The organism is Pseudomonas syringae, from assembly GCF_002157375.1.
Taxonomy (GTDB): Bacteria; Pseudomonadota; Gammaproteobacteria; order Pseudomonadales; family Pseudomonadaceae; genus Aquipseudomonas; species Aquipseudomonas syringae_T.
On sequence record NZ_MTSA01000008.1, the window covers coordinates 16,361 to 33,134 of the forward strand.

The window sequence follows — 16,774 nt, forward strand, 5'->3', positions numbered from 1 at the left end:
CGCGTGCGGGCGCTGGCGACGATAATGTCGCCCGCTTTTCGATCTGACCTCTTTTGGAAGATGGCCTTTCATGCAAAACGACGCACTGCCTACTGGGCATATCACCGACAAGGAACCGGCACCCACCGGCACTCAGACCCTGCTGCGCGGTCTGGGCGTGGTTCAGGCAGTGGCCGGTGGCGCACGCGACCTGAAGGAGATCGCCCGGCTGATCGGTACCACGCGCAGCACCACGCACCGGCTGGCCAGTTGCCTGGTTGAAGAGCGCTACCTTCGCGTGGTGCCACAGGTGGGGTATCTGCTCGGACCGAAACTGATTGAGCTGGGGTTTCAGGCTCGGGAAGAAGTGCCATTGGCGATTCTTGCGCGACCGTACCTGGACCGGCTGTCGGAGCTGACAGGCGATACCGTGCATCTGGCGGTTCGAGAGGGCGACGACGTGCTTTACCTGCACAAGAATCCCGGCCGCAACGGACCTGAAATGCGTTCGCGGGTCGGGCACCGTATGCCGCTGGTACGGACCGGTATCGGCAAGGCGTTGTTGCTGGACAGTGCGCAATCGGAATGGCAGCGGTTGTACGAAGTCAGCAGGCCCGCGTCAGGCAGGAACCCGTTATGGCCTGCGCATGAGCAGCAAACCTGGGCGCAGTTGAGCGCGCGAAGGGAAGAGTACGTGCAGGGCGGTTATGCGTTTGATCTGGAGGACAACGAACCGTCGATCCGTTGTGTCGCCGCGCCGGTACGTGATGCCAGCAAACAGATTGTTGCCGGCATCAGCGTTGCCAGTACCGTGCCTTACATGCCGCTGGAGAAAATGGCCGAGTTGGTTCCGCTGATCAAGCAGATAGCAGCGGAACTCTCGGCCGATCTCGGCGGCTGATTCGGGCCGAATCAGGCTTTCAGTGTGGCCATGTCGATGACAAAGCGGTATTTCACGTCACCGGCCAGCATGCGCTCGTAGGCTTCGTTGATGTTGCGGATGTCGAGCATTTCGATGTCGCAGGTGATGTCGTTCTCGGCGCAGAAATCCAGCACTTCCTGGGTTTCGGCAATACCACCGATCAGCGAACCGGCCAACACGCGGCGGCTCATCACCAGGTGGGCGGCGTGGACTGGCGGTTCGATCGGTTCGATCAGGCCGACCAGGATATGCACGCCATCAAAGCGCAGCGTTTCCAGGTAGGGGTTCAGGTCGTGCTGCACCGGAATGGTGTCGAGCAGGAAGTCGAAATGCCCGGCAGCGGCTTTCATCTGTTCGGCGTCGGTGGAGACGATCACATGATCGGCGCCCTGACGACGTGCTTCCTGGGCTTTGGCAGCGGAGCGGGTGAACAGAGTGACTTCAGCGCCCATCGCCTTGGCGAACTTGATGCCCATGTGGCCCAGACCGCCCATGCCCAGAATGCCGACCTTGTCACCAGCCTTCACACCGTAGTGCTTGAGCGGCGAATAGGTGGTGATGCCTGCGCAAAGAATCGGTGCGGCGGCGGCCGGATCGAGTTTTTCCGGGACGCGCACGACGAAATGCTCGGCGACCACGATGCTGTTGGAGTAACCGCCCATGGTGTTGCTGCCGTCCACGCGGTCAGGCGTGGCGTAAGTCATGGTCGGGCCTTCCAGGCAATACTGCTCGAGGTCCGATTTGCAGGCCGAGCACTCACGGCACGAATCGACCATGCAGCCGACGCCGACCAGATCACCCACCTTGTATTTAGTTGCGTTGGCACCCGTGGCGGTGACCCGTCCGACGATTTCGTGGCCTGGCATCAGCGGGTAAACGGCGATACCCCACTCATTACGCGCCTGGTGAATGTCGGAGTGACAAACGCCGCAATACAGGATCTCGATGGCAACGTCGTCGGCACGCGGAGCGCGACGTTCGAAGGTCATCGGGGCGAGGGGGGCGGTGGCTGACTGAGCGGCGTAACCGATAGCTGTGTACATAGTTGACCTCGCAAGGTGTTACGAAATAGAGGCTCACTATTGTCCGGATGCGGGCCTGTCGCGGCTATGGTGATTCCTCCGTGTTTCATGCCTATTTCTCCGGCAGCGTGTTTTGAGGTCGGCTGCGAGGCTTAAATCTGCGATGATGCGGCTGTCTATTTCTCTGTCGGCCTGTTTTCATGTCACTCGATTTCCCCTCCGATGGCAATGCCACGCTCGTCTCACTGATCAAGCCGTTGGCGGTTCGTCCCGGTTTTGTTGCAACGCCTCTGCCGGAGGTTCGCGTCCTGTCGGCGTTCGGTTATGTGGCCAGCAGCCCGCAGATCTACGAGCCAAGCCTGATGATCGTGGTGCAGGGCAGCAAGGTCGCGTGCCTGGGGCCGCGCACCTTTGAATACGGCACCGGGCATTACCTGATTCAGGCGCTCTCTGTGCCGTTCAAGTGCGAAACCTTTGCCACGCCGGACAAGCCGTTGTACGGCGTGTCCGTCGCCATCGACCGCGTGTTGCTCGGTGAGCTGGTGCAGGCGCTGGGGCCGGCCAGCGTGCGGGAGAGTCAGTTGCAGACGCCTGAATCCATGACCTCGGTGTTGATCGACAGTGCGATGCGCGACAGCGTCGAGCGGCTGCTGCGTTGCCTGCACGACCCTCTGGAATGTCAGGCGATGGGGCAGTCGCGGGTTCGCGACGTGCTGTACAGCGCGCTGCGGGGGCCTCAGTCGGGGGTGTTGCGGGCGCTGGTCGAGCAGCAGGGGCAGTTTGCCCGTATCGCCTCGGCGGTCACCTATCTGCATGACCATTACGATCACGCGCTGAATGTCGACACCCTGGCCCGTTGCGCGAACATGAGCACCTCGACCTTCCACGAGCATTTCAAGCGCAGCACCCTGTTGTCACCGGTGCAGTACCTCAAGCGCCTGCGACTGCTCAAGGCCCAGCAATTGCTGGTGGTCGACGGGATGAGCGTGGCGCAGGTCGCGCTCAAGGTCGGCTATCAGAGTGCATCGCAGTTCAGCCGGGAATACAAACGCTATTTCGAGCGCAGCCCCGGTGAGGAAAGCAGCAACCTGCGGGTTCCGGCCTGACTGAATGGAAAAGCCCCGGCAGGGGCTTTTCTCGGCGTGACGTTTACTGAGGCCCTTACATATTCGGGTAAGTCGGCCCGCCCGCGCCTTCCGGTGCCACCCAGGTGATGTTCTGCGAAGGGTCCTTGATGTCGCACGTCTTGCAGTGTACGCAGTTCTGCGCGTTGATCTGGAAGCGCTTCTCGCCATCTTCTTTGGTGATGACTTCGTAAACGCCCGCCGGGCAATAGCGCTGGGCCGGCTCGTCGTACAGCGGCAGGTTCTTGCTGATCGGGATGCTGGGGTCGGTCAGCTTCAGGTGGCAGGGTTGTTCCTCTTCGTGGTTGGTGCTGGAGAGGAATACCGAACTGAGCTTGTCGAAGCTGAGCTTGCCGTCGGGTTTCGGGTAATCGATCTTCGTTGAGTCCGCCGCCAGCTTGAGGCAGGCGTAATCAGGCTGGGTGTCGTGCAGGGTGAACGGCAGCTTGCCACCGAAGATGTTCTGATCGATGAAGTTGAAAGCGCCGCCCTTGATCGCGCCGTATTTGTGGATCGCCGCGCCGAAATTGCGGCTGGCAAACAGCTCTGCATGCAGCCAGCTGGCCTTGAAGGCATCGACGTAGGAGGTCAGCACGTCGCCGCCTTCCTGGCCGGCGAACAGCGCGTCTGCCACCGAGTCGGCCGCGAGCATGCCGGACTTCATGGCCGTGTGGCTGCCCTTGATCTTGGCGAAGTTCAGCGTGCCCAGATCGCAACCGATCAGTGCGCCGCCAGGGAAGACCATCTTCGGCAACGAGTTCAGGCCGCCCTTGGCAATGGCGCGGGCGCCGTAACTGATGCGTTTGCCGCCTTCCAGATATTGCTTGATGACCGGGTGATGCTTGTAGCGCTGGAATTCATCGAACGGCGACAGATAGGGGTTGGTGTAGGACAGGTCAACGATCAGGCCGACCACCACCTGATTGTTTTCCAAGTGATACAGGAACGAGCCACCCGGGTTGGCGTCGTCCAATGGCCAGCCTGCGGTATGCACCACCAGCCCCTGTTCGTGCCTGGCCGGGTCGACTTCCCAGATTTCCTTGAGGCCGATGGCGTAGTGCTGCACGTCGGCTTCGTTGTCGAGGTCGAAGCGTTTGAGCAGCTGCTTGCCGATATGGCCACGGCAACCTTCGGCAAACAGCGTGTACTTGGCGCGCAGTTCCATGCCAGGGGTGTACAGGCCTTCCTTGGGGTTGCCTTCACGGTCGACGCCGAGATCGCCGGTGACAATGCCGCGAACCACGCCGTTTTCGTCGAACAGCGCTTCCTGGGCAGCAAAGCCCGGGTAGATTTCCACACCGAGGTTTTCAGCCTGCTGGGCGAGCCAGCGGCACAGGTTGCCCAGCGAGATAATGTAGTTGCCGTGATTGTGCATGGTCTTGGGAACGAAAAAGTCCGGAATCTTCCGGGCTTTTTCGGCATCGCGCAGCACGTAGATGTCATCGCGCTTGACCGGCGTGTTGAGCGGCGCGCCCAGTTCCTGCCAGTTCGGAAACAACTCGTTCAGTGCGCGCGGCTCGAACACGGCACCGGATAGAATGTGTGCGCCGACTTCGGAGCCTTTTTCCACCACGCAGACGCTGATTTCCTTCCCGGCTTCAGCGGCCTTCTGTTTAAGGCGGCAAGCGGCAGAAAGCCCGGAAGGGCCGGCTCCGACGATGACGACGTCGAATTCCATGTATTCGCGTTCCACAGGCTATCTCCTAATCTCAAGGCTCACGGTGTTTTTATGTGGCACTGCTTTATGGGTCCCTGCAGGCCGACCTGGAAGGTGTTGGACACCGCCAGTCTTTTAATGGCACGCATTATATCTACACCACTGTGCGGGTCCAATACAAACGTTTGTTTGAATCGGCCGCAGCCCTGATAAATCAAAGACGCCAGACTCAGGACTGGCCGATTTGGCGTATTGACCAGAAAAGGCGTTGCGGTCAAGATACGGGCGGTTTTGCGTTTGCCGTAGGCTGAAACGAGGTTCCAGCGAATCTCTCAAAAGGCATCAGGCAGGCGCGGTGCAGGTCACGGCTCAACGTCGCACGGCGCATTTTACACATACCGCCGCTGCTTGACGGATGACGCCCGGCTTTTATAGCGCGTTTCAACGTGCGCCACTGGCCTGCATCAGCACGATTGCTTGTTGAGGACACATTTCGATCGCCTGGTTTCGCCGGGCGACTTCTTTTCACCGGAGAGTGAGGAATCCATGAAGGTTCTTGTAGCTGTCAAACGAGTGGTCGACTACAACGTCAAGGTTCGCGTCAAGGCGGACAACTCCGGCGTCGATCTGGCCAACGTCAAAATGTCCATGAACCCGTTCTGCGAAATCGCTGTTGAAGAAGCGGTGCGCTTGAAAGAGAAGGGTGTTGCGACAGAAATCGTGGTGGTCACTATTGGTCCGACCACTGCTCAGGAACAGCTGCGTACTGCACTGGCGCTGGGTGCCGATCGTGCCGTGCTGGTCGAATCCGCCGAAGATCTCACCTCGCTGGCCGTTGCCAAGCTGCTCAAGGCCGTTGTCGACAAGGAGCAGCCACAGCTGGTGATCCTCGGCAAGCAGGCGATCGACAGCGATAACAACCAGACCGGCCAGATGCTGGCTGCGCTGAGCGGTTACCCGCAAGGCACCTTCGCCTCGAAGGTTGAAGTGATCGGCGACAAGGTGGCCGTGACCCGTGAAATCGACGGCGGTCTGCAGACGGTCTCCCTGAGCCTGCCTGCTATCGTGACCACAGACCTGCGTCTGAACGAGCCACGTTACGCTTCGCTGCCAAACATCATGAAAGCCAAGAAGAAGCCGCTTGAAGTGCTGACCCCTGATGCACTGGGTGTTTCCACGGCCTCGACCAACAAGACCATCAAGGTTGAAGCGCCAGCTGCACGCAGCGCGGGCATCAAGGTCAAGTCGGTGGCTGAACTGGTCGAGAAACTGAAAAACGAAGCGAAGGTAATCTAAATGACGATCCTGGTTATCGCTGAACACGACAATGCGACCGTAGCCCCGGCTACGCTCAACACCGTTGCTGCCGCCCAGAAGATCGGCGGTGACATTCACCTGCTGGTTGCCGGTTCGGGTATCGGCGCTGTTGCCGAAGCCGCAGCCAAAATTGCTGGCGTGTCCAAAGTACTGGTCGCCGACAACGCTGCCTACGCGCATCAATTGCCGGAAAACGTCGCGCCGCTGGTGGCCGAACTGGCCGCGGGTCACAGCCACGTTCTTGCCGCTGCGACTTCCAATGGCAAAAACATCCTGCCTCGCGTTGCCGCGCAGCTTGACGTGGACCAGATCTCCGAAATCGTGTCGGTGGTGTCGGCGGATACGTTTACTCGCCCGATCTACGCCGGTAACGCGATTGCCACCGTGCAGTCCACTGCTGCGGTCAAGGTCATCACGGTGCGTGCCACCGGCTTCGACCCTGTGGCTGCCGAAGGTGGCTCGGCGTCTGTTGAAGCGGTTTCGGCGGCTCACGATGCAGGCAAGTCGAGCTTTGTCGGCGAAGAGCTGGCGAAGTCTGATCGTCCGGAACTGACAGCCGCCAAGATCGTCGTCTCCGGCGGTCGCGGCATGCAGAACGGCGATAACTTCAAGCACCTGTACACCTTGGCCGACAAGCTCGGCGCTGCGGTCGGTGCTTCCCGGGCTGCGGTCGATGCCGGTTTTGTGCCCAATGACATGCAGGTCGGTCAGACCGGCAAGATCGTCGCGCCACAGCTGTACATTGCGGTCGGTATTTCCGGCGCGATTCAGCATCTGGCCGGCATGAAGGACTCCAAGGTGATCGTCGCGATCAACAAGGACGAAGAAGCGCCGATCTTCCAGGTTGCGGATTACGGGCTGGTGGCCGACCTGTTCGAAGCCATTCCCGAGCTGGAGAAGCTGGTCTAAGCCACGCGCTTCCACTATAAAGAGAACCCGTTCCGTTCGCGGTTTACGTGCCAGCAGCTTGCCTGCGGCGCGTAGGCCCGGACAGAGCGGGTTTTTTATTGAATTTCAAAAGGACTTTTCATGGGGCATTCCCGGCTGCTGTCGTCGCTTTTTTTCGGCCTGGTCATGTTGCCGACGGTGACACTCGCTGCCGGCAAATGTGAGAGCCTGGTGGTGACCGGAAGTCCGGATGCGCCACCTTATTTATGGCGTGATCCGCAGGACCCCAAGCGTCTGATGGGGGCCAATGCCGATCTGTTGACGCATGTCGCGGGCGAACTCGGCATCAAGGTCCGTTTCCTGTATGGCGGCAAGCGCAGTCAGGCGCTTGAAGAGGTGCGAACCGGGCGCATGGATATGCTGGCCGACGCACCCTTGAGCACGGCACAGCTCGAATCCCTTGACTACATTGATCCGCCGATTGTGCAGAACGACATCATGGTCTGGACGCGCCGCGATCACGCCGTGCCCTTCAATGCCCTCAGCGAGCTGCATGGGCACCCTGGCGTGATGTCGGAAAAGACCCGGTTGACGCCGCCTTTCGAGGAAGCAGCGAAGCAGCATCTGACGCTGCTGCGCCTGCCGGGCCTGACCGCGGCTTTTCAGAAACTGGCGTTGGGTGAAGCCGACTATGTGCTGGCCGGACGTTACGCAGGGATGGTGATGGTGCAGACGCTGGGCTTGTCTTCAGACCTGATTGCCCAGCCTGAGCCGGTCGATACGCCGGGTTTTTACCTGGCGTTGTCCGTCAACTCGGCCTGCAATGATCCGTGGTTGCGCGGACAGCTGGCGAAAAAGATGACAGAATCTGCGGCCTCCGGCCTTGCGGGCGAAGTGATCAAGCACAATCTGGAGTTGTGGAAAGCCCAGTTATTGCAACCTGCCAGTGCCAGCGCCCCAAACCAGTAGGAATGTTTTTGTGAGTATTCGTTTTTCAGTTGCCTTCATGGCAATCGCCACGCTGGCCGGATGTGCCAGTGATCCTGTTCCCACCGAACAATTCAAGTTGACCGAGCAGGCGCTGGAGCAGGCCAAGGCGGTCGGTGCGAGTGATGATCAGCCTGAGATGGACATTGCGCTGGCCCGGTTTGCCGAAGCCCGCGCCTCAATGACGAGTCACGCTTACAAAGACGCGCGCATGAAGGCCGAACAAGCCGAGCTGGATGCGCGGCTGGCGGAGGCGCGAGTGCTTACCCTGAAAAGCCAGGAGCAGGTCAATCAACTGAACACTCGTCTCAATCGCTTGCGCAAGCAGCTGGGAGAGGCGCAATGAACCGCGTTCCGCGTGTAGTGAGCGTATGCCTGCTGCTGGGGGCGGCCGGTCTTTACGGGTGTGCCGGTCATCAGGACAGCGGCCAGGCGCTGCAACAAGCCAGTGCCGACTTCCAGAAGGTCAAGGAAGATACCGATGTGCTGCGCAGTGCGCCCAAAGACGTGATTCGCGCCGGTGAATCCCTGGCGCGCGCCGAGCGACTGACCAGTTACCTGGGCAGCAGCGCCGACGTGAGTCATTACGCGTATTTGAGCAGCCGCTACAGCGAGATTGCCCGCGAGCACAGTAATTTGATGTTGAGTCAGGAGCGTCTGGCAAAAATGGACATGGAGCGTCAGCGCATGCAGTTGGCCCTGCGTGAAGCCAAGCTGGCCAGTGCCCAGCAGCAAGGGCGCTGGCTGGAGGACCAGATCCTCAGTCTGGCGACGACTCAGACGGATCGCGGTCTGGTCATGACGTTGGGCGATGTACTTTTCGATGCTGGCCATGCCGAGCTGAAAAACTCGGCCAGTCGCACCATCCTCAAGGTCGTGCAGTTCCTGCAGATCAACCCGCGTCGCGTGGTCAGGATCGAGGGCTACACCGACAGCACCGGTGACCGTCAGGAAAATCTGAAACTGTCCAGAGACCGTGCGCAAGCGGTCGCAGACGTGCTGATGGACCTTGGCGTGGATGAGAAGCGCATTCAGGTCGAAGGCTACGGTCAGCAATTCCCGGTGGATGCCAACGCGTCCGAGCGAGGGCGCGCGCAGAACCGCCGTGTCGAGATTGTGTTTTCGGACGAAAAAGGCCATTTGGGCGCTGCTCGCTGACGGTGCGCGCTAAACAGACCCGATGCCGGAAACGGCCTCGGGTTTTTTTTGGCTTTAAAGCTGTGGGCATCGCGCTTTTGGCCGCGTTTATTTTCGCGCAGCGAGTACGACAGCTGGCCTGAACGTAAACTGTTCCCGTACACTTCAGAGCAGTACCGGTTTTTATCAATCTGTATCTTTAAAATAATAAACCACCGGTCTTTTTCGAGGCTGTGCCATGACCAACCTTTTGCTCTACCAGCGTATCGCCCAGCAGTTGGCCGAAGACATCCGTCGCGGTGTGTACCAGCCTGGCGAACGCGTACCTTCGGTTCGCAAGATGAGCTCACAGCTCAATGTCAGCCATGCGACGGTGTTGCAGGCTTATGCGAACCTTGAAGATCAAGGGTTGATCCGGGCACGCCCGCAGTCGGGCTATTACGTCCACCAGACCCCCGCGCTGACCGCTTCGACGCCAGACATTGCCCGCGTCGAGCGACCCGGGCTGGTCACGCGCAGCAGCATTATCCAGCAGGTTCTTGAAGAATCGCGCCGCGAGGGCGTTTTTGCGCTGGGGGCAGCGGTGCCACATGTGGATTACCTGCCGGTTCGCGCGCTGCATCAACAACTGGCCAAAGTCACGCGTTTTCACAGCCCGCGTGCGTTCAGCTACATGTTCAGCCCCGGTTTTGAACCACTGCGCAGGCAGGTCGCTATTCGCATGCGTGATGCAGGTGTTGTGGTCGATCCTTCCGAGGTGGTCATCACTCATGGGTGTGTCGATGCGCTGCAAATGGCCTTGCGTGTGCTCACACGGCCCGGCGACCTGATTGCCGCCGAGTCGCCCGCGTATTACGGGTTGTTGCAGCTCGCCGATCTGCTGGGCCTGAAGGTCATCGAGATTCCCAGCGACCCGGCGACAGGGATCAGTCTGGAAGCCCTGCAACTGGCGGCCAATCAGTGGTCGATCAAAGCGCTGGTGTTGACCTCGCGCCTGAGCAACCCCTTGGGCGGCACCATGCCCGAAGAGCGGCAGAAAAGCCTGCTGCGTCTGGCTTCGGACTTCGATATCCAGGTGGTCGAGGACGATGTCTATGGCGAACTGATGTTCGAAGTCGGGCGAACCAAGGCGCTCAAGGCTTTTGATCGGTTGGGGAGGGTGATCTACTGCTCCAGCTTTTCCAAGACGCTGTCACCGGGTGTGCGTGTCGGTTGGGTGATTGCCGGCAAGTATCAGGCTGAAATTCAACGTCTCCAGACCTTCAGTACCCACTCTGCGTGCAGCGTTACGCAGATGGGGATCGCCGCCTATCTCGAAAACGGTGGCTATGACCGGCACCTGCGCTTCATTCGTCTTGAATATCGCAAGAACATGAGTGCCTACCAACTCGCCGTGCAGCAGTTTTTCCCGGAAGGCACGCAAATGAGCCGACCGGCTGGTGGCTTTATTCTGTGGGTCAGCCTGCCAGGCCGGGTCAATACGCAAGAGCTGCACGTGCGAGCGCTGGAGCAGGGCATCAGCATCGCGCCCGGCCTTATTTTCAGTAACACAGAGCAGTTCAATCACTGTGTACGGCTCAATTGCGGAATGCCCTGGAACAAGGAAGCGGAGCGTGCGCTGATGACACTGGGATTGCTGGCCAAGCAACTTTGTCACGACAACGTTCCTGCCTATTGAGTGGTGCGTGCTTTTTTGTCAATTCTTCGGAACTCTTGTCTTGTCAGCGTGGCCTCAAAAGGACAGCATGTGTTTCTTTCCGGCTTTGCCACTGTCTTGTCTGATTTCTGCCTATGAATGCGTTACGTTGTTGCGGCTTGTTGATTCTGGTGCTACTGGGCGGTTGTGATGCTCAGGAAACGCCCGTACCCAAGCCAAAGACCGAAGCGGCTGCTGCGCCTGCCGCTTCCAGCGCTGATGTGGCTAAAAAGGACGTGACTAAAAAGACTGACACAGCCAACGATGCAGAGCCTTCGACGCAGGCTTCGGCAGCTGAAACCGTGTTGCCGAAAGTCCCTGACTCGATGCATGAATTGATGCCGGGAGTGCCAGTGGTTCCGGTGGTGGTTGGCAAAGAGTCCAATGCGCCATCGTCTGCTCAGATCAACAAGGCGCCCGCCACGGGGGCCGGCAAGCCGTCTTCGAAAGCTGCAACGTCCAAGGCTGCCGTGGCCAAGCGCGAGGCTACAGCCAGCAATCGCAAGGCAGGCAAAGAGCCTAAAGCCAAGGATGTGCGAATCAAGTCGCCCAAGCTTGATTTGAGCCTGCCACCTGAACTGGTCAGGGAGCTGGACCCTCCGGCCAAAGTCATCACCAGCAAGCGCAAGCCATTGTTGCCGCAAATGTTCGGCGAGTCGGCCGGTGCCAGCCCTTTCGAGCTGGAAGGTCGATTGCTGACCAATGAAATGCAGTTGCAGATGCGTAATGAAAACCGTCGCGATGTGGAAGGCGCTGCGCTGGATTTCAAATTCAAGCAGTAAGCCCTGCGTCTCGTCCGATACGACGTTTTCAAACAAGCGTTTTGGCGGTTACTATCCTTCCTCTTTTTCCATTTTTTCAAAAGGTGTCGGGTCATGGACTGCCGTTCTGATTGTGGTGCGTGTTGCATCGCGCCCTCCATCACGTCTCCCATACCCGGTATGCCTCACGGAAAGCCTGCCGGCGAGCGGTGTCTGCACCTGTCGGTAGAGCTGTTATGCGCGCTGTTCGGTATGCCTGAGCGTCCTGCGGTCTGCAGTCAGTTCAAACCGGCAGACGATGTCTGTGGAGCCGATCAGGCTGATGCGATTCGCCTTATCGGCTGGTGGGAAAAGGCTACTGCCGTGGTTTGAAACGGGTCTTTGAGTGCTAGCGCATTGTCGGAACTTCAAAACAAGGAATAAAACAATGAGTCCGCTGTATCGCATGATGGTCGCTTGTGGGTTGACTGTAACGCTGGCCGGCGTTGCACAGGCTGAAGACTGGAAGGTTGCCAAGGATGAGGGCGGTATCAAGGTCTCGTTGAGTGATGTGCCGGGTTCTGATTACAAGGCTTACCGGGGCGTTGCCGTGATCAACGCCAGTGTCGGCAAGTTACGCGCGCTTCAAGAAGACGTTGCGGGTGCCTGCGCCTGGATTCACGAGTGCAAGTTGCAGAAGATACTGAAGCACGAAGGTGACAAGACCTGGACGTACAGTCAGTTCAATACGCCTTGGCCCGTCACGCCGCGCGATTCTGTTTTGCTGATTACCACCCAGGAAGGGGCTGACGGCAGTGTCACGCGGACGCTTGAAGAGCAGCCGAAGTACATCCCCGAGGAAAAGGGTTTTGTGCGCGTGGCAGAGGTCAAAGGGTTCTGGAAGATGGTGCCCAAGGGGCCGAATCAGACAGAGGTCACGTATCAGGTGCATACCGAGCCAGGTGGCAGCGTGCCCTCGATGCTGGCCAACAAGTTTGTCGTTGATGCGCCATTCAATACGCTGAAGGCGCTCAGGGAGCGGGCTGCACAGTAATTCAACGTCGTTCGAAAGAGCTGCGCATAAAAAAGGGCTGCCCATTGGCAGCCCTTGTTTTTTTGCGGGCAGTGCTTACTTGCGGTCTTGCAACGGGACGATGTCACGCTGCACATCGCCGGTGTAAAGCTGGCGAGGGCGACCGATCTTGTAAGGGCTGGAGAGCATTTCTTTCCAGTGCGAGATCCAGCCGACGGTCCGCGCCAGGGCGAAGATCACGGTGAACATGCTGGTCGGAATGCCGATGGCCTTGAGAATGATGCCCGAGTAGAAATCGACGTTCGGGTACAGCGAGCGTTCGATGAAATACGGGTCGGTGAGGGCGATCTCTTCGAGGCGCATGGCCAGTTCGAGTTGAGGATCGTTGTTGATGCCCAGTTCCTTCAGCACTTCGTCGCACGTCTGCTTCATCACGGTCGCGCGTGGATCGCGGTTCTTGTAGACGCGGTGGCCAAAACCCATGAGCTTGAAAGGATCGTTCTTGTCCTTGGCTTTGGCAATGAATGTGTCGATGTTCGACACATCGCCAATTTCGTCGAGCATGGTCAGCACCGCCTCGTTGGCACCGCCGTGAGCCGGGCCCCAGAGTGCGGCGATACCGGCAGCGATACAGGCGAACGGGTTGGCACCCGAGGAACCCGCCATGCGCACGGTGGAGGTTGACGCGTTCTGCTCGTGGTCGGCATGGAGGATGAAGATCTTGTCCATCGCCTTGGCCAGCACCGGGCTGATCGGTTTGATCTCGCACGGGGTGTTGAACATCATGTGCAGGAAGTTTTCGGCGTAGCTGAGGTCGTTGCGCGGGTACATCATGGGCTGGCCCATGGAGTACTTGTAGACCATCGCCGCCAGGGTCGGCATCTTGGCAACCAGGCGCACAGCCGAAATTTCGCGGTGCTGCGGGTTATTGATGTCCAGCGAATCGTGGTAGAACGCCGAGAGGGCGCCGACTACGCCACACATGACGGCCATCGGGTGGGCATCACGGCGGAAACCGTTGAAGAAGGTCTTGAGTTGCTCGTGAACCATCGTGTGGTTCTTGACCACGGCCACGAACTGGGCTTTCTGTTCGGCGGTTGGCAGTTCACCGTTGAGCAACAGATAGCAGGTCTCGAGGTAGTCGGACTGCTCGGCCAGTTGTTCGATCGGGTAGCCGCGGTGAAGCAGGATTCCGTTGTCACCATCGATGTAGGTGATCTTCGACTCGCAAGATGCCGTGGACATGAAGCCAGGGTCAAATGTGAAGCGGCCGGTGGCGGTCAGACCGCGTACGTCGATCACGTCCGGACCCACTGTACCAGTCAGAATTGGCAGCTCGACGGGGGCTGCGCCCTCGATGATCAACTGCGCTTTTTTGTCAGCCATGTGGCCTCCTATTTATGCTTCAAATCATCAGACAGGCCCCCCACGCAGGGCCCGCATCACTATAGTGAGATAAATTCTAAAGTCAATTTGCCTAAAGTCGTGTTCCACAAGGCTCCGGCCGTGGATTTTCGGAGCTGTTTCCTGCCATTTACGCCTTTTATCCCGGTAACGCAATGCGCCATTGGAGGTAAGTCTGCGCGTTGTCATTAGCGCCCTAACTGTCTATACTCGGCGTCCGACCGCCAGAGGCTTTTGGCCTGTTTCAAGGGGGTCGTCACTTCCTGGGTGGTGGGTACCTGACCAGTGCACTTCCCAACAACTTGCCCTGATTGTTAGGGGCTCTTCAGTGTGAAAAAAAGCCGTGAATAGCCAACGACCTGTAAATCTAGACCTAAGGACCATCAAGCTCCCAGTCACCGCTTACACGTCCATCCTTCACCGCATCTCCGGTGTCATCCTCTTTGTCGGTATTGCAATCATGCTGTATGCAATGGACAAGTCGCTGGCGTCCGAAGAAGGGTTCGGTGAAGTCAAAGCGTGTATGACCAGTCCGCTGGCCAAGCTGATCATCTGGGGACTTCTTTCTGCCCTGCTGTATCACATGGTGGCCGGTATCCGTCACCTGATCATGGACACCGGGGTAGGCGAGACGCTCGAAGGCGGCAAGCTGGGCTCCAAAATCGTTATCGCGGTTTCCGTGGTGCTGATTCTTCTGGCAGGAGTATGGATATGGTAACCAACGTCACGAACCTGTCGCGTTCGGGTCTCTACGACTGGATGGCGCAGCGCGTCTCTGCGGTCGTGCTCGCGGCCTATTTCATCTTCCTGATCGGCTACATGGTCTTCCATCCGGGTCTGAGTTACGCCCAATGGCATGATCTGTTCTCCCACAACGGAATGCGTATCTTCAGCCTGCTGGCGCTTGTTGCACTCGGCGCTCACGCCTGGGTCGGCATGTGGACCATCGCGACCGACTACCTGACGCCAATGGCGCTGGGCAAGTCCGCGACCGCAGTACGTTTCCTGTTCCAGGCAGTATGCGGCGTTCTGATGTTCGCCTACTTCGTCTGGGGTGTGCAGATTCTTTGGGGTATCTGATTCATGGCTAATATTAATGCGCTTTCTTTCGACGCCATCATCATTGGTGGTGGCGGTGCCGGCATGCGCGCTGCGCTGCAACTGGCTCAAGGCGGTCACAAGACTGCCGTGGTCACCAAGGTCTTTCCAACCCGCTCGCATACCGTGTCTGCGCAAGGTGGTATCACCTGCGCCATCGCTTCGGCCGATCCGAACGATGACTGGCGCTGGCACATGTACGATACCGTCAAGGGTTCCGATTACATCGGTGACCAGGACGCTATCGAGTACATGTGTTCCGTAGGTCCGGAAGCGGTCTTCGAACTCGAGCACATGGGGCTGCCGTTTTCCCGTACCGAGCAGGGCCGTATCTATCAGCGTCCGTTCGGTGGTCAGTCCAAGGACTTCGGCAAGGGTGGTCAGGCTGCACGTACCTGCGCTGCTGCCGACCGTACCGGTCACGCACTGCTGCACACGCTGTATCAGGCCAACCTGAAGGCCGGCACCGTATTCCTCAACGAATACTACGCAGTGGATCTGGTGAAGAACCAGGATGGCGCCTTTGTCGGCATCATCGCCATCTGCATCGAGACCGGTGAAACCTCCTACATCCGCGCCAACGCTACCGTGCTGGCAACCGGCGGTGCAGGGCGTATCTACTCGTCCACCACCAACGCACTGATCAATACCGGTGACGGTATCGGCATGGCGCTGCGCGCCGGTGTGCCGGTTCAGGACATCGAGATGTGGCAGTTCCACCCGACCGGCATTGCCGGTGCAGGTGTACTGGTCACTGAAGGTTGCCGCGGTGAAGGCGGTTACCTGATCAACAAGCACGGCGAGCGTTTCATGGAGCGTTATGCTCCGAACGCGAAGGATCTTGCCGGTCGCGACGTGGTTGCACGCTCCATGGTCAAAGAGATCATCGCCGGCAACGGCTGTGGTCCGGATGGCGATCATGTGATGCTCAAGCTCGATCACCTGGGTGAAGAAGTGTTGCACAGCCGTCTGCCAGGCATCATGGAGCTATCCAAGACCTTTGCCCACGTCGACCCTGCTACCGCGCCGATCCCGGTGGTTCCAACCTGCCATTACATGATGGGCGGTGTCGCGACCAATATTCATGGTCAGGCGATCACTCAGGACGCTGCCGGCGTCGATCAGATCATTCCAGGTCTGTTCGCAGTAGGCGAAGTGGCCTGCGTATCGGTTCACGGTGCCAACCGTCTGGGCGGCAACTCGCTGCTCGACCTGGTGGTGTTCGGTCGTGCTGCCGGTATCCACCTGGAGCAGGCATTGCGCGAAGGCGTCGATTACGCACGTGCCTCCCAGTCCGACATCGATGCAGCGCTCGCACGCCTTGCCGGGCTGAACGAACGCACCACCGGTGAAGACGTCGCCACGTTGCGCAAAGAGCTGCAAAACTGCATGCAGAACTACTTCGGTGTGTTCCGTACCGGCGAATACATGCAGAAGGGCATTGCCCAGCTGGCTGACCTGCGCGTTCGTATTGCCAACGTCAAGATCAACGACAAGAGCCAGGCATTCAACACGGCCCGTATCGAAGCGCTTGAACTGCAAAACCTGCTGGAAGTTGCCGAAGCCACGGCGATCGCCGCAGAGCATCGTAAAGAGTCCCGCGGCGCTCACGCCCGTGAAGACTTCGAAGATCGCGATGACGAGAACTGGTTGTGCCACACCCTGTATTTCCCGGGTGACAAGCGCGTGACCAAGCGTGCCGTGAACTTCTCGCCGAAGACTGTTCCGACTTTTGAACCTAAGATTCGGACTTATTAAGGGGTGACCGAT

General features: G+C 58.8%; 17 protein-coding genes. 14 read left to right on the top strand and 3 right to left on the bottom strand.

What is annotated here, in order from left to right; genetic code table 11:
• Positions 1-70 precede the first annotated feature (70 nt).
• Positions 71-880: an IclR family transcriptional regulator gene (locus tag BW686_RS11545; RefSeq protein ID WP_084916796.1), complete on the top strand. Its 810-nt coding sequence runs from the start codon at positions 71-73 to the stop codon at positions 878-880.
• 11 nt (positions 881-891) lie between these two features.
• On the opposite strand, the gene BW686_RS11550 is transcribed toward BW686_RS11545, so the two are convergent.
• Positions 892-1,944 (bottom strand): NAD(P)-dependent alcohol dehydrogenase, encoded by a 1,053-nt coding sequence (locus tag BW686_RS11550; RefSeq protein ID WP_054079403.1) that lies wholly within the window; start codon positions 1,942-1,944, stop codon positions 892-894.
• Between the two features lie 179 nt (positions 1,945-2,123).
• On the opposite strand from BW686_RS11550, the gene BW686_RS11555 reads away from it, so the two are divergent.
• On the top strand, positions 2,124-3,029 hold the full coding sequence (locus tag BW686_RS11555; RefSeq protein WP_084916798.1) for an AraC family transcriptional regulator: 906 nt from the start codon (positions 2,124-2,126) through the stop codon (positions 3,027-3,029).
• A gap of 55 nt (positions 3,030-3,084) precedes the next feature.
• Here the strand turns inward: BW686_RS11555 and BW686_RS11560 are convergent, their stop codons facing one another.
• On the bottom strand, positions 3,085-4,740 hold the full coding sequence (locus BW686_RS11560) for an electron transfer flavoprotein-ubiquinone oxidoreductase (protein WP_084916800.1): 1,656 nt from the start codon (positions 4,738-4,740) through the stop codon (positions 3,085-3,087).
• 510 nt (positions 4,741-5,250) lie between these two features.
• On the opposite strand from BW686_RS11560, the gene BW686_RS11565 reads away from it, so the two are divergent.
• The 9 genes from BW686_RS11565 (at position 5,251) to BW686_RS11605 (ending at position 12,523) form a co-directional block, all read left to right on the top strand.
• Positions 5,251-6,000 carry an electron transfer flavoprotein subunit beta/FixA family protein gene (locus tag BW686_RS11565; protein WP_084916802.1) on the top strand — a complete coding sequence of 250 codons (750 nt, stop codon included), beginning with the start codon at positions 5,251-5,253 and terminating at the stop codon, positions 5,998-6,000.
• Positions 6,001-6,930 carry an electron transfer flavoprotein subunit alpha/FixB family protein gene (locus BW686_RS11570; protein WP_084916804.1) on the top strand — a complete coding sequence of 310 codons (930 nt, stop codon included), beginning with the start codon at positions 6,001-6,003 and terminating at the stop codon, positions 6,928-6,930.
• A gap of 120 nt (positions 6,931-7,050) precedes the next feature.
• A complete protein-coding gene (locus BW686_RS11575) occupies positions 7,051-7,878 on the top strand; it encodes a substrate-binding periplasmic protein (protein ID WP_084916806.1) in 828 nt (275 codons plus the stop codon).
• A gap of 10 nt (positions 7,879-7,888) precedes the next feature.
• Positions 7,889-8,242 (top strand): DUF4398 domain-containing protein, encoded by a 354-nt coding sequence (locus tag BW686_RS11580; protein WP_084916808.1) that lies wholly within the window; start codon positions 7,889-7,891, stop codon positions 8,240-8,242.
• Positions 8,239-9,054 (top strand): OmpA family protein, encoded by an 816-nt coding sequence (locus BW686_RS11585; protein WP_084916811.1) that lies wholly within the window; start codon positions 8,239-8,241, stop codon positions 9,052-9,054. The genes BW686_RS11580 and BW686_RS11585 overlap by 4 nt, the downstream gene beginning before the upstream one ends.
• Before the next feature lie 217 nt (positions 9,055-9,271).
• Positions 9,272-10,711: an aminotransferase-like domain-containing protein gene (locus BW686_RS11590; protein ID WP_084916812.1), complete on the top strand. Its 1,440-nt coding sequence runs from the start codon at positions 9,272-9,274 to the stop codon at positions 10,709-10,711.
• Between the two features lie 113 nt (positions 10,712-10,824).
• Entirely contained in the window at positions 10,825-11,511 is a 687-nt protein-coding gene (locus BW686_RS11595; RefSeq protein ID WP_084916814.1) for a translation initiation factor 2, read from the top strand.
• Between the two features lie 93 nt (positions 11,512-11,604).
• On the top strand, positions 11,605-11,862 hold the full coding sequence (locus BW686_RS11600; protein WP_084916816.1) for a YkgJ family cysteine cluster protein: 258 nt from the start codon (positions 11,605-11,607) through the stop codon (positions 11,860-11,862).
• Between the two features lie 55 nt (positions 11,863-11,917).
• Positions 11,918-12,523 carry an START domain-containing protein gene (locus BW686_RS11605; protein WP_084916818.1) on the top strand — a complete coding sequence of 202 codons (606 nt, stop codon included), beginning with the start codon at positions 11,918-11,920 and terminating at the stop codon, positions 12,521-12,523.
• A gap of 75 nt (positions 12,524-12,598) precedes the next feature.
• Here BW686_RS11605 and gltA read toward each other — a convergent pair whose 3' ends face one another.
• On the bottom strand, positions 12,599-13,888 hold the full coding sequence (gene gltA / locus BW686_RS11610; protein WP_084916820.1) for a citrate synthase: 1,290 nt from the start codon (positions 13,886-13,888) through the stop codon (positions 12,599-12,601).
• Between the two features lie 361 nt (positions 13,889-14,249).
• Here gltA and sdhC point away from each other — a divergent pair, with 361 nt between their 5' ends.
• Genes sdhC through sdhA form a run of 3 tightly spaced genes read left to right on the top strand, consistent with a single transcriptional unit; the run spans position 14,250 to position 16,762 of the window.
• Positions 14,250-14,624, top strand: coding sequence for a succinate dehydrogenase, cytochrome b556 subunit (gene sdhC / locus BW686_RS11615; protein ID WP_084916822.1), 375 nt, complete (start codon positions 14,250-14,252; stop codon positions 14,622-14,624).
• Positions 14,618-14,986, top strand: a complete 369-nt coding sequence (gene sdhD / locus BW686_RS11620) for a succinate dehydrogenase, hydrophobic membrane anchor protein (protein WP_084916824.1) — start codon at positions 14,618-14,620, stop codon at positions 14,984-14,986. Before sdhC ends, sdhD begins: the two co-directional genes overlap by 7 nt.
• A 3-nt stretch (positions 14,987-14,989) precedes the next feature.
• Positions 14,990-16,762 carry a succinate dehydrogenase flavoprotein subunit gene (gene sdhA / locus BW686_RS11625; RefSeq protein ID WP_084916826.1) on the top strand — a complete coding sequence of 591 codons (1,773 nt, stop codon included), beginning with the start codon at positions 14,990-14,992 and terminating at the stop codon, positions 16,760-16,762.
• Positions 16,763-16,774: the final 12 nt, after the last annotated feature.

Coding starts and splice junctions, on each gene's coding strand:
- BW686_RS11570 (WP_084916804.1), top strand. CDS start 6,001: ATGACGATCCTGGTTATCGCTGAACACGACAATGCGACCGTAGCCCCG.
- BW686_RS11575 (WP_084916806.1), top strand. CDS start 7,051: ATGGGGCATTCCCGGCTGCTGTCGTCGCTTTTTTTCGGCCTGGTCATG.
- sdhD (WP_084916824.1), top strand. CDS start 14,618: ATGGTAACCAACGTCACGAACCTGTCGCGTTCGGGTCTCTACGACTGG.
- sdhA (WP_084916826.1), top strand. CDS start 14,990: ATGGCTAATATTAATGCGCTTTCTTTCGACGCCATCATCATTGGTGGT.
- BW686_RS11550 (WP_054079403.1), bottom strand. CDS start 1,944: ATGTACACAGCTATCGGTTACGCCGCTCAGTCAGCCACCGCCCCCCTC.
- gltA (WP_084916820.1), bottom strand. CDS start 13,888: ATGGCTGACAAAAAAGCGCAGTTGATCATCGAGGGCGCAGCCCCCGTC.
- BW686_RS11565 (WP_084916802.1), top strand. CDS start 5,251: ATGAAGGTTCTTGTAGCTGTCAAACGAGTGGTCGACTACAACGTCAAG.
- BW686_RS11555 (WP_084916798.1), top strand. CDS start 2,124: ATGTCACTCGATTTCCCCTCCGATGGCAATGCCACGCTCGTCTCACTG.
- BW686_RS11605 (WP_084916818.1), top strand. CDS start 11,918: ATGAGTCCGCTGTATCGCATGATGGTCGCTTGTGGGTTGACTGTAACG.
- BW686_RS11585 (WP_084916811.1), top strand. CDS start 8,239: ATGAACCGCGTTCCGCGTGTAGTGAGCGTATGCCTGCTGCTGGGGGCG.
- BW686_RS11600 (WP_084916816.1), top strand. CDS start 11,605: ATGGACTGCCGTTCTGATTGTGGTGCGTGTTGCATCGCGCCCTCCATC.
- BW686_RS11545 (WP_084916796.1), top strand. CDS start 71: ATGCAAAACGACGCACTGCCTACTGGGCATATCACCGACAAGGAACCG.
- BW686_RS11595 (WP_084916814.1), top strand. CDS start 10,825: ATGAATGCGTTACGTTGTTGCGGCTTGTTGATTCTGGTGCTACTGGGC.
- BW686_RS11590 (WP_084916812.1), top strand. CDS start 9,272: ATGACCAACCTTTTGCTCTACCAGCGTATCGCCCAGCAGTTGGCCGAA.